An 11,702-nucleotide genomic window follows, 5' to 3' on the forward strand; every position below is an offset into this window, starting at 1 on the left:
GTGCTCTTCGTCGGCAGGGCGGTGCTGGGCGCGGCCGAGAGCTTCATCATCACCGGCGGCGTCGCCTGGGGCCTGGCGCTTGCCGGCGGACAGAACTCCGGCAAGGTCATCGCCTGGATCGGCATGGCAATGTTCGCGGCGCTGGCGCTCGGCGCGCCGATCGGGTCCGCGCTCTATGAAGCCGGGGGCTTCGCCGCGATCGCTCTCGCCACAATGGTCCTGCCCCTTGCAACACTGCTCGCCACTCTGCCGATGCGCGGCGTCAAGGTCGCCGGCAGCGCCGCGCGGCAGTCCTGGACGAGCGTCGCGCAAGCGATCTTGCTTCCGGGCGTCGGAGCGGCCCTCAGCAGCCTCGGCTATGGGGCGATCCTGTCCTTCGCAGCACTGCTCTTTGCCGAGCGCGGCTGGCATCCGGTGTGGCTTCCCTTCACCGCCTATGCGGCATCGCTGATCGCGGCAAGGCTGTGCTTCGGCCATCTGCCGGACAGGCTCGGCGGCGCCCGCGTCGCCGCCACCTTCGTGGTGGTCGAGGCGGCGGGCCTTCTATCGATCTGGCTGGCGCCGGGGCCGCTCGTCGCGGCTATTGGAGCGGGCCTGACCGGGCTCGGCTACTCGCTGGTCTATCCGGGCCTCGGCACCGAGGCGGTCGCCCATCTCCCCGCAAGCAGCCGCGGCCTTGCCATGGGACTCTACACCGTCTTTCTCGACGTGGCGCTCGGCTTCGGCAGCCCGGGGCTCGGCCTGATCGCCGCGTCCGCCGGGCTGCGGTTCGTCTTCCTCGCCGCCGCCGCGGCGGCACTTCCGGCTTTGGCCATCGCGCTCTTGCTTCGCCGCAGGTCAGCCCGGGCAAGGATGTAACGGCAAGCGCGCCGCCGCTGCGCCGTTTCTGCAGGTCGTCGGATCGGCTCTTCGGTCAGCCTCAGTGCCGGGGCACTTCGGCCCACAACCGGGCGGCAAAGCCGCGCTTGTCGAGCACCCAGGTCTCGCCGGTCACCACCGCCTTGCCGTCCAGACATTTGTAGGAATAGAGCGCGTCGTGACCGGTCGCGAAGGCTGGCACGACGTCGTCATTCGGGTTGGTCCTGCAGAATTCGTCCGCGCCGCCGGGATTGTCGCGCGCGGCGTTCATTTTGGCGCAGGGCAGGTTTGCCCCGACGAAGCAGGCCAGCACCTTGCCGTTCATGCAGCGGTAGTTGGCCTGCGCCTGCAGTTCCGATTCCGCCGGCGCGCCCTTGGCGTCCGGAAAGAGCTTCCTGAACGCCTTGACCGTGCCGCCGTAGAGCTCGTGCGAGTAGGCGCGGATCGTATCGTCGTTCTTCACCTGGCGGCACAGTTGATGGAGATTTTGGGCCTTTGCCACGCTGCCTGAAGCGAGCGCCGGGAAGGCGGATGCCGCAAGCACCACCGAAACGAAAACGCCGATGGTCGAAAGGCAAAATGCACGCATTTTGAACTCCTCGGGAAGGGCGCGCGGCCATTGCTGGCGTCGCGCATGGACGCCGGCAACCTCCCACAGCTTGACCGCTGCGATGCCGGGAAGCAATCCGGGTCGCTCGTGCCGCAAGCGGGCGTCGGCAACCTCTGGAACCAAGGCTGTCCCCACGGGTTGAGTTCGGTCGGCCGAGGTCGCAAGGCGTTGCAAGCGGCACTTATGGAGGACCCGGCTTTGAGCATTGTCGAGAGCATCAAGAAAGCAGCCGAGAAGCTGACCGGGATCGCAAGACCGGGCACGTCCAGGCTCGCGGATCTGGTTAGGCAGAGGAAGGCCAATGCCTTCCGCTTCAAGGACGACGGCCTTGTTCCGAACCATCCTTCCTGGCCGCTGATCGTTTACCGCGGCGCCGTGACGTTGCCGGACGATCTCGATCCGGCAGCCGTCTTCGAGGAGCTATTCAAGGCGAATGGCTGGGGCGGCAGTTGGCGCAACGGCATCTACGACTATGTCCACTACCACTCGCGCATCCATGAGGTGCTGGGCATTGCGCGCGGCACGGCCAAGGTGCGCTTCGGCGGCGACAAGGGCCGCGCGCTCACGGTCAAGGCCGGCGACGTGGCGGTCCTGCCGGCCGGCACCGGTCACCAGCGGCTCTCGGCTTCCGACGATTTCCTCGTCGTCGGCGCCTATCCGCCCTCCGGCACCTATGACGAATGCACCAAGCCCGAGCAGCACGCGGAAGCGCTACGCATGATCCCGAAGGTGAGCCGGCCGCGCAACGACCCGGTCTATGGCCGCGACGGACCATTGCTGAAGGCGTGGGGCGAACGCTGAATGCAAGCATCCTCGCCATCAAGCGTGGCCATCCCCACCTAAGCCTTCAGCAAGGCGGCCGCCGATTCGAAGTCGCAGCGGCGCGCCTTCGCCTACGGATACTGCGTCTTCTTCGGCGCGTAGGTTGCCGGATCGAAATCCAGCTCCTTGGGCAACGGCTGGCTGGAGCATTGCAGGTGCACCTGGCGGGCAAGAAGCCGTCGCTGCTGCTGCTCATGCTCCTTCACCGCCGCCACCATCCCCATGCTGTACGGGCCGAGCAGCACGCCAAAACCCCAGCCGGGATGCTCCTTTTCGCGCACGTCGTAGTCCGAGGCCGCAATGCGGGCCTGCTGGCATTCCGGCGAGGCCCATTTCGGGTCCTGCTGCGACAGCTTCGCTCCGTAGTCGACCGGAGAGGTCACGCATCCAGCCAGCGCCGCGCTCAGCGCGAGGATCATTGCGATTCGCATCCGCAAGCCTTTCCTAATGTGCGGGCGAGAAAACACAGACGGAGGCTTCGGGCAAGCATCCCTCGACGGGAACCAAAATCGCTTTCGAGCTGCAACCGGCCTGCGGGACGCGCGTTGTCGAAGCAGCTTACCTCATGGAGCCCACACCAATGCCCGCCAAGCGTTTCTCTCAGCCCGTCGCAATCTTCGTCGGGCTCGGCTTTCCGCGCGAGTTAAACACCGTCTTCGAGGCCTATCAGTTTCTCGACGAATGGACGGGCAGCCGCAGCCCGACCTACGCGACGACCCTCGCGCTGTGCCGGGCGGCGGTCGCGGGTGAACAGGATGCCGAAGCCGCACGCGTCGCCTTCGAAGCGTTCGCGAGGTCGCGCGGCATTCTCGCTGCCGAAGCGATGGAACTGGCCGCGGCGCGCGCCGCGCAGGAATGGATGGCGGCGTGATCGATCGCTATCGATCTCTCAAAACTTCCGGCTGACATAAGGCGATCCGCCGAGGCCGAACCGCCACTGCGCCTCCACGCCCTTCGTGATGCCGATCCTGCGTCCGCTCAGGATAGCGGCCGCGTTGGTTTCCGAGGCGGCAAACTCGAAGGGCGGCGCGATGAGCGACAGGCCGTTATGCGAGGCGTCGACGCCCATCGCCTGGCAGAGCTTGCCCGGGCCGGAGCAGAGCAGCCTGTCCTCGTCGGTTCCCCGCCTGTCGCGCATGGCGGCGATGCCGGATTGCGGCTGGATCGCGCGGATCAGCACCGCGCTGCCAGGCAGGCACACCGCATTCAGGCACCAATGCAAGCCGTAGGAGCGATAGACATAGGCCGTGCCGGGGGCGCCATACATCGGCGCGTTCCGCGGCGTGCGGCCGCGATAGCTGTGCGAGGCCGGATCGTCGGGGCGATAGGCCTCGGTCTCGACAATGATGCCGCCGACGCCGGCGAGGCCGAGCCGCGCGCCGATCAAGGCGCGCGCCACCGTTACGGCTTCGCGCGCGAAGAAATTGTGGTGCTGGTCGGCGTGAGCGCTAGGCGGCATGGCGGTCAACGCTCGTCAGGTAAGCCATGATCATCCTGCGGCACTGATCCATCGCGCGTTCGCCGGCGACGCTGACGGGGTGCCGTTCGACGGCGCGGTGGACCACGTTCTCCAGGAGCGTCTCGATGAGGGCCGCCGCATCGCCCAGATCGAGGTCGGGCGCGATCTCGCGCCGGTGCCGCGCCAGCTGGTTTTTGATGATCCGGTCGCCGACCTCGCGGACCTTTTCCGCGCGATAGCGCCGCGCCAGCGAAGAACCCCAAGCGGGTTCCGCGCGGCTTTGCCTGCGCTGCCGTGCCGGGATTCAAATCCTCGGACCTGCCGAACGATCGACGGCCCTGCTCGCGACGGCAAAGACAATCCGGGCCAAGGCAATCCCGATGAGCCCGGCCGCCGCTTTCACGAGCGCATCCTGGAGCCCGGCATGCCGGCCGGGATCGACCGCCTGCAGCAATTCCAATAGGCCGGCCGCGGCGCAGACAAACAGCATTGCGTGCATCAGGCGGGCGCGGAATCCGAAGGCCAAGGCAAGGCCGAACAGGGCATAGGCGAGAGCGCGTTCCATGTTCGCTTCACCGAGGTGCGGGCGCATTTGGACGGGTGAGAGGGTGGCAAACGTGATGGCCGCCAGCAGCACGAGGGCGGTAAAACGGGAGATCGAGGTCATTCCCCGCTCATACAAGTGGCAAGCCGGCATAACAATACAGGGCGCTACGCGGCACACGCAAACCGCCGGCGAAAGCTGTCCGGCCGTCCCTGCGCACCGTCTCAGTTCAGCGTTTCATGGAAAAGGTGAACTGCCCTGTCTCTCTGTTCCGACGCAATTCCGGCCGGAGAATGCGCCTCCTTTCCAGCCCGCTCACCCCAGCAGGTTGCGCGCCGCGCGCATGAAGATCTTCGAGCCGATCGGGATCAGGTCGTCCGGGAAATCGTAGTCGGGATTGTGCAGCGCCGGGTAGTGCTCGCCGGCGCCGAGGAAGAACATCGCCGACTTCGCGCTGTGGCCGAAGATGCCGAAATCCTCCGAGGCGCGCATCGGCAAGGCTGCCTCGCCGCGCGACACGCCTTCCTCGTCCAGCGCGCGCTCGAGATGCTCCACCGCGTCCGGCGCGTTGACGCTGGCCACGAAAATCTCGTGGTAGTCGTGGCGGACGGAAAGGCCGTGTTGGGCGGCGATTCTTGCCGCCAGCGCCTCCGCCGCTGCAACCAACTCCGCCATGCGCTCGTCGCGGCGGGTGCGCAGCGTCGCCCACACCTCGGCATAGCCGGGCGCAATGCCGAACACCGCTTCGCCCATCGAGCAATGGGTGACGGTGACCATAGCGAAATCGTCGTCGGCGAAAATGCCGCGCCCGAGCGTCGGCAATTGAGGCATCAGCTCACTCACCGCCAGCATCGGCGAGCTGCCGGTTTCGGGCATGGAGGAATGCGCGGTCTTGCCTTCGAGCACGATCCGCATGCCGCGCGAGGCGCAATTCACCACGCCGGGTTTGAGCCGCACTTCGCCGAACGGCACGCCCGGCAGATTGTGCAGCGAGAAGGCGAAGTCAGGCTGGATCTCGGAAAAGCGTGGATCGGCGACGACGCCGGCCGCGCCATTGCCGGTCTCTTCCGCCGGCTGGAACATCAGCACCACGCGGCCGCGCGCCGGCCTTTGGCGCCCGAACTGGCGGCCGAGCGCAGCCAGGATCGCTGTGTGCCCGTCATGGCCGCACATATGCGACTTGCCCGGTACCTGCGAGGCATGCGCGACGCCCGAAAGCTCATGGATCGGCAGCGCGTCGAGCTCGGAGCGAAACAGCACCGTCGGCCCGGCTTGCCCGCTGTCATAGACCGCCGCCACGCCATGGCCGCCGAGCCCGGTCAGTACCTTGTCGGGCCCGGTATCGGCGAGGAAGTCGACGACCTCCTTCGCCGTCTTCTCCTCTTCGTTGGAGATTTCCGGCTGCCGATGCAGCTTGCGCCTCCATTCCGTCAGCTCGACCAGGTCTCGGTTGGTCAGGGTCACGTTCGTCTCCGCGTGGTTTGCAGCTAACACAAACACAATAGGGTTCTGCTCGCGCCGTGCCATGCCGATCAATTCAAATAGTCCATGCGCGAATTCGCTGACGCAGCTTGACACATCCAGCGACTATCCCAACGATTTCCGTTGCCAAAGCTCAAAGCGCTACTAGTCGCGGCGCGCTTGGTCGTGGGGCGTAGAAATGAGCGGTGCGGGCGAAAACCTCGATCTAAAGGAAATCAACGCAATTCGCGCCTTGCTGGCGTCGAAGCCGCGGCCGGTGGGCTGGGACGAACGCCGGGCGCGGCTCGACGAGGTCGGCTCGTCCTGGCCGGTTGCGGGCGATATACGATGCGCGGCGGTGGTCTTCGACGGCCTCGCCGCGGAGTGGTCCCTGGCGCCCGGGTCCGGCACGGACAAGGTGCTGCTCTTCTTCCACGGTGGCGGTTACTGCTCCGGCTCGATCAAAAGCCATCGTCGAATGGTGACCGAGGCCGGCCGGGCAATGAGAATGCGCACGCTTGCGGTCGGGTATCGGCGCGCCCCGGAACATCCCTTTCCCGCGCAGCACGAAGACGCGCTCGCGGCGTGGCGCTTCCTCGCCGAGCAAGAGATCGCGCCGGATCGCATCGTTGTCGGCGGAGACAGTGCCGGCGGCAATCTCAGCCTGTCACTGGTCGGCCGGTTGCGCGCGGCGGGCGAGCGGTTGCCGAGCTGCCTTTGGCTGGTCTCGCCCTGGACGGATCTTTCGATGTCGGGCACGACATTGTCAGCCAAGGATGCGATCGACCCCATCATCCACCGGGCCTATCTGGAGGAACTGGCGGGCGCCTATGTTCCGCGTGATGTGGACCGGCGCGATCCGCTGATCTCGCCCTTGTTTGCCGATCTGACCGGATTTCCTCCAATGCTGATCCAGGTCGGTTCCGCCGAAACGCTGCTGTCGGACGCGACGCGGCTCGCCGAGGCCGCCGGCATAGCGGACGTCGAGGCACGCCTCGAAATCTGGCCGCATATGATCCATGCCTGGCCGGTCTGGAATGCGCAATTGAGCGCCGGGCGGCGCGCGCTTCTGAGCGCGGGCAGCTTTGCCCGCGAATTTGTGTAGGCACCGGCGGCCAGGCAGGATTGGCATGTTCCCGACCTGACTGCCTTGATGCTGGGGCCGCGCCTGGCAGCTCGATGTCCCGCCCACTCGCGCCCTGCATTTCGACCATTCAGGTAGAGCTTTGGTTCGCGTGTGAGTTCGCCGAGCCCGGCTCGTCGACGCGAAGTTGTCGGCCGCGAGCCGCTAAGCCTTGAAGCTGAACAACCGGAAAAGGTTCGAAGGACTCCTGTAGTGCTCACGCACCTCGCGGAAGCCGGCCCGCCGGCCAAGATTCCGCCAGGAAGACGCCGTCTCAGGGTAATCCATGCTATGCACGTGGGTGGCGAGCAGCAGCCATTCGAGGCTGCTGAGCGCTGAAAAATCTTTGCGCTGCCGTTCCCATCGTCTCATCCAGCCGGCCCGGCTCTCCCACATTTTGCATGTGTTCTCGTAGACCAGAAGCGTCCCGGATGGGCGGACAAGGCGCCGCAGCTGGTGCATGACCTCGAGTTTCTTGTCGAAGCGTAAATGGTGCAAGGACAGGCCGATCCAGGCGAAATCGACAGGCTCCTCCGAGGCGGTCAGCCACTCTACGAAATCCCCGCGCCGCAGTTCGGCGGCGCATGACAGACCGGCGACATTGGCGGTTGCCTCATCGAGCGCTGTCCGCGACAGGTCGATGCCGACATAGCGACCGACGGGCAAGCCCTCCAAGGCAGCCGCACTGAACGAGGCGTCTCCGCACGCAAGGTCCAGGAAAGTGAAGCCAGGGCGTTGGTTTTGCAGCAACTGGCGAAGCACCGCATAAGCTTCACGATGAAACAGGTAGTTGTTGTCCAGAACCTTGCGATAGATGCCCCACATTTCTTGGAACAGGGCAGAGGGGGGCACGGCAACTTCGATCTTGGTGGCGGCGGTCATGGGATCGCTCCTCTCGGTCAGGAGCAATCAAGGTGAAATGCGGGCCGCTAAATGTAGCGAACCGAGGTGCTAAAACTTCCGAAAACTTCCAAAAAACGCCTCATTGCATTAGCGTGAGCTGATGGAGGAGCGGCGCTACAGTTTTGGTCCTTTCTTGCTCGATGCGGGAGCGGGAATGCTTTACCGACGCGGAGTGCCGATTTCGGTAGGCTACCGGGCCATGCTGCTTCTGGAGCGCCTGCTGCGCTCGGCCGGAGTCGTGGTCGGTAAGGACGAACTGCTCGATGCAGCCTGGAACGGACTGGCGGTCGAGGAGGGCAACCTGTCGGTGCAGATCGCCGCCTTGCGCAAGGTCCTGGGCGAGGGACCCGACGCCTCGCATTCGATCCTGTCGGTCGCGCGCGTGGGCTACCGGCTGACCGGCGAGGTGCGGCTTGACGCAAGCGATACGCGAAACGGTGCAGCCGAATCGGACGAAGGGCCGTCCATCGCGGTGACCCGTTTTCGCCTGATCGGCGACGATCCCGAAAAGTCCTACTTTGCCGACGGCCTGTCGGAGGACATCATCACCGGCCTGTCGCGGTTGCGAGGTCTGCATGTGCGTGACCGGAGTTCTTCCTTTGCCTATGACCCGCAGCACATCGAGCTCGATCGCCTGCGCCGCGAGTTGAAAGTCCGCTACGTCCTGCAGGGCAGCGTGCGCCAGTCCGGGCAGGCCCTGAGGATCACGGCGACGCTGAGCGATGCCAGCGCGGGTACGCAGGTGTGGGCGGAACGCTTCGATGTCGAGAGCGGCGATTTCCTGGCGTTGCAAGACCAGATCACCCACAAGGTCATGGCTTCGATCGAGCCCCAGCTTTACGAAGCCGAGCGTCTGCGCCTCCATAGCCGTCCCGCCGAGAGGCTCGACGCCTGGGGCTTTGTGATGAAGGCCATGCCCCATGTCTGGACGTGGGGATCCGAGAAAGACCTCGACATGGCCGAGGGTCTGCTCGTCAAGGCGCTTGAGATCGATCCCGATTATGCCCGCGCCAACAGCCTTCTTGCCTGGACGACCGGCGCGCGGGCAGCGCTTGGCCTGACGCCGAAACCCCGTGAGCTGTTGGCCTCCGCTTTGACGAGGGCACAAGCGGCGGTTGTGCGCGATCAGGACGATCCCTGGGCGCATCTTTCGGCCGGCTATGTTCACATGGTGTCGCGAAATTTTCGCTCGGCGGTAGACGAATTGCTGGAGGCGATCGAACGCAATCCTGGGCTCTCGCTCGCGCACTGCATTCTGGGTTCCACCTATGGCTATGGCGACATGGCGGAGGATGGCTTGCATCACCTGGCGATTGCCGCGCGGCTCAGCCCGCGGGATTTCATTCAGGCGGCGATCTTTTCCACCATGGGTATCTGCCACTTCACCGCGGGACGGTTCGATGTGGCGGCCGATCTGGAGCGCCGGGCCGTTCAGCTTCGGCCGGCTTTCGGCACCGCTTGGCGGACTTATGCGGCAACGGCTGCCCTTGCCGGCGATGTCGCCACCGCCGCCGCGGCGTTGAAGGAGGCCCTGCGGCTACAGCCGAACCTCTCGGTGGCCTGGGTCGACGAGCACCACCCCATCGTCAGGCCCGAAAAGCGCGCTCTCTACATCAGCGGACTTCGCATGGCGGGGTTGGCCTAGCTTTGGCTTCAATTGGGTCTTGGTGGTCACGTCGCAGGCCCCGCCTGGCCGATTGCGCACTGTGCCAACAAAGCCATACGATCGAACCATGCCGCACTATCCAGACGCAATGCCCCTGTCCAAGACCCTGTTCGAACGTGCCAAGAAGGTGATGCCGGGCGGCAACACGCGCACCACGGTCTTTGTCGATCCGTTTCCGATCTATGCCTCGCGCGGCGAGGGGTGCAGGGTCTGGGATGTGGACGGCAACGTCTATTACGACTGCATCAACAATTTCACCTCGATGATCCATGGCTACACGCAACCGGATGTGGCCGCCGCGGTGATCGACCAGCTGCCGTTCGGCACGGCCTTCGGTGCGCCGACGGTCAGCGAGATCGAGCTTGCCGAGCTGCTGGTCGAGCGGTTGTCCTCGGTCGACCGGATCCGCTTCGCCAACTCCGGGACCGAGGGGGTGATGATGGCCATCAAGGCCGCGCGCGCTTTCACCGGGCGGCCGAAGATCGTCAAGATCGAGGGCGCCTATCACGGCTCCTACGACTTCGCCGAAGTCAGCCTTGACAGTACTCCCGCCAATTGGGGAGACATGCCGAATTCCACGCCCTATGCGAGGGGCACGCCGCGCGGGGTGCTGGACGATGTGATCGCCGTGCCCTTCAACGACAGCGAAGCGCTGCGCGCGGTCTTCGCCGCTGAGCGCAATACCATCGCCGGCGTGCTGATCGATCCCATGCCGAACCGCGCCGGTCTCATTCCTGCGCGGCAGGATTACCTGCGCGCCATGGTCGAGATCGCCCATGCGGCGGGTGCCCTGGTCATCTTCGACGAGGTGATTTCCTTCCGCCTCGGATATTCGGGCGCGCAGGGGCTGTGGGGCATCCAGCCCGACCTGACGGCGCTGGGCAAGATCATCGGCGGAGGCTTTCCCGTGGGTGCCGTCGGCGGCCGGGCCGACATCATGGCGGTGTTCGATCCGACCCAGGGCAAGCCCGCTTTGCCGCATGGCGGCACCTTCACCGCCAATCCGGTGACGATGCGCGCCGGGCTTGCCGCGATGCGGGCGCTGACCAGGGAAAGCTTTGCCCACCTCGATCGCCTCGGCGCGTTGTTGCGCGACGGGATCGCGGCCTCATTGGGCAAGCATGGTCTTGCCGGCCAATGCGTCGGCCTGGGCTCGCTCTTCAAGGTCCATTTCACGTCGCATCCGGTCACGGATTACCGGTCCGTCTATCCGGGCCGGGCCGAACGCAGGAAGCTCGATGCCTTCCACAAGGGCTTGCTTGGCCGCGGCGTCTTGTCGGCCAGCTATGGCCTGTTCGCGCTGTCGACACCGATGACCGAGGCGGACGCCCGCGCCATTCTGCAGGCGATCGACGAGACCCTGGGCGAGATCGCTCGCCAGTCCTGAGACAGGCCGACAGGAGGATCACGGATGACAGCTTCTCCTCATGTGGTGGTGATCGGCGCCGGCACGTTGGGTTTGTGCTCGGCCCTCCACCTTGTCGAACAGGGCGCGCGCGTGACCGTGCTCGAAGGCCAGTCGATCGCCTCCGGATCGAGCGGCAGGTCGGTCGGCGTGGTCGGGTCGCAATTCACCGATCCGTTCGAGATCATGCTTCGCGTTCATGCGCTGCGCCGCTTCCGCCAATGGGAGAGCCAGGGGCTTGGCTTCAACCATATCGGCTACCTGCGGCTGGCGCGCACGCGGAAGCAGATGGAGCTGTTTGCAAAGTCGGTGGAACTTCAGGAAGCGGCCGGCCTGCGCTCGCGACTCTATCGTGCGAACGAACTCACGGAACTCGTGCCGCATATCGACCCGGATGGCCTGGAGGGTGGGCTGTTCGGGCCCGACAATGGCTTCCTCGACCCTCACGAGATGTGCACTTTCCTGGCGCAGGCGGTCCGCGCAGAGGGCGGCGAAATCCGCCAGTATCGCAAGCTGCTCGGGGTAAGGCGGCGAGCGCGCGGCTACACGCTGGAGACCAGCGGCGATCCGATCGATTGCGATGTCGTGGTCAATGCGGCAGGAGCCTGGGCGCCTCAGGTCGCCGAGCTCTTCGGCCAGCGCCTGCACATTTGGCCCGAGCGTCACGAGGCGGTCGTCATCCATCTCGACGAGCCGCTCGGCTACACGATGCCGATGGTCATGGATCTGGTGAACGGCGAGGGAAGCGGCCTCAATTTCCGCCATGAGAAAAGCACCGAACTGATCGCCGAGATCCACAAGGTGGACTCGCTCGCGCCGGAGGATCCCGACAATTACAACGACCAGTGCGA

13 protein-coding genes are annotated in these 11,702 nt (G+C 65.4%); 7 read left to right on the forward strand and 6 right to left on the reverse strand.

What is annotated here, in order from left to right:
- Positions 1–858 (forward strand): MFS transporter (locus EOA32_RS24810; RefSeq protein WP_128373130.1); only part of this gene is annotated, 858 nt, incomplete at its 5' end.
- 61 nt (positions 859–919) lie between these two features.
- Here the strand turns inward: EOA32_RS24810 and EOA32_RS24815 are convergent.
- Positions 920–1,447, reverse strand: a complete 528-nt coding sequence (locus EOA32_RS24815) for a hypothetical protein (RefSeq protein WP_128373131.1) — start codon at positions 1,445–1,447, stop codon at positions 920–922.
- A gap of 219 nt (positions 1,448–1,666) precedes the next feature.
- Here EOA32_RS24815 and EOA32_RS24820 point away from each other — a divergent pair, with 219 nt between their 5' ends.
- Complete coding sequence (locus tag EOA32_RS24820) at positions 1,667–2,269, forward strand: cupin (RefSeq protein WP_095824681.1); 603 nt, start codon at positions 1,667–1,669, stop codon at positions 2,267–2,269.
- Positions 2,270–2,361: 92 nt separating this feature from the next.
- Here the strand turns inward: EOA32_RS24820 and EOA32_RS24825 are convergent, their stop codons facing one another.
- Complete coding sequence (locus EOA32_RS24825; protein ID WP_095778929.1) at positions 2,362–2,721, reverse strand: hypothetical protein; 360 nt, start codon at positions 2,719–2,721, stop codon at positions 2,362–2,364.
- A 149-nt stretch (positions 2,722–2,870) separates the two neighbouring features.
- Here EOA32_RS24825 and EOA32_RS24830 point away from each other — a divergent pair, with 149 nt between their 5' ends.
- Positions 2,871–3,161 carry a DUF982 domain-containing protein gene (locus EOA32_RS24830; RefSeq protein WP_095831992.1) on the forward strand — a complete coding sequence of 97 codons (291 nt, stop codon included), beginning with the start codon at positions 2,871–2,873 and terminating at the stop codon, positions 3,159–3,161.
- Positions 3,162–3,179: 18 nt separating this feature from the next.
- Here EOA32_RS24830 and EOA32_RS24835 read toward each other — a convergent pair whose 3' ends face one another.
- The 3 genes from EOA32_RS24835 to EOA32_RS24845 all read right to left on the reverse strand — a co-directional run bounded on the left by EOA32_RS24835 (position 3,180) and on the right by EOA32_RS24845 (position 5,757).
- Complete coding sequence (locus tag EOA32_RS24835) at positions 3,180–3,749, reverse strand: DNA-3-methyladenine glycosylase (RefSeq protein ID WP_128373132.1); 570 nt, start codon at positions 3,747–3,749, stop codon at positions 3,180–3,182.
- Between the two features lie 304 nt (positions 3,750–4,053).
- Positions 4,054–4,416 (reverse strand): hypothetical protein, encoded by a 363-nt coding sequence (locus tag EOA32_RS24840; RefSeq protein ID WP_128373133.1) that lies wholly within the window; start codon positions 4,414–4,416, stop codon positions 4,054–4,056.
- A 192-nt stretch (positions 4,417–4,608) separates the two neighbouring features.
- On the reverse strand, positions 4,609–5,757 hold the full coding sequence (locus EOA32_RS24845) for an amidohydrolase (protein ID WP_095832040.1): 1,149 nt from the start codon (positions 5,755–5,757) through the stop codon (positions 4,609–4,611).
- 196 nt (positions 5,758–5,953) lie between these two features.
- Here EOA32_RS24845 and EOA32_RS24850 point away from each other — a divergent pair, with 196 nt between their 5' ends.
- Positions 5,954–6,859 (forward strand): alpha/beta hydrolase, encoded by a 906-nt coding sequence (locus EOA32_RS24850; protein WP_095831989.1) that lies wholly within the window; start codon positions 5,954–5,956, stop codon positions 6,857–6,859.
- Positions 6,860–7,042: 183 nt separating this feature from the next.
- Here the strand turns inward: EOA32_RS24850 and EOA32_RS24855 are convergent, their stop codons facing one another.
- Positions 7,043–7,759: a class I SAM-dependent methyltransferase gene (locus tag EOA32_RS24855; protein WP_128373134.1), complete on the reverse strand. Its 717-nt coding sequence runs from the start codon at positions 7,757–7,759 to the stop codon at positions 7,043–7,045.
- Between the two features lie 175 nt (positions 7,760–7,934).
- On the opposite strand from EOA32_RS24855, the gene EOA32_RS24860 reads away from it, so the two are divergent.
- From EOA32_RS24860 to EOA32_RS24870, 3 genes are all read left to right on the forward strand, one after another.
- Positions 7,935–9,425, forward strand: a complete 1,491-nt coding sequence (locus tag EOA32_RS24860) for a winged helix-turn-helix domain-containing protein (protein WP_164750424.1) — start codon at positions 7,935–7,937, stop codon at positions 9,423–9,425.
- A gap of 88 nt (positions 9,426–9,513) precedes the next feature.
- A complete protein-coding gene (locus EOA32_RS24865; protein WP_128373135.1) occupies positions 9,514–10,833 on the forward strand; it encodes an aspartate aminotransferase family protein in 1,320 nt (439 codons plus the stop codon).
- A 24-nt stretch (positions 10,834–10,857) separates the two neighbouring features.
- The coding region (locus EOA32_RS24870) for an FAD-dependent oxidoreductase (RefSeq protein ID WP_145971344.1) at positions 10,858–11,702 on the forward strand (845 nt) is incomplete at its 3' end.

Origin of the sequence: Mesorhizobium sp. M1A.F.Ca.ET.072.01.1.1 (assembly GCF_004023325.1) — a bacterium.
Taxonomy (GTDB): Bacteria; Pseudomonadota; Alphaproteobacteria; order Rhizobiales; family Rhizobiaceae; genus Mesorhizobium.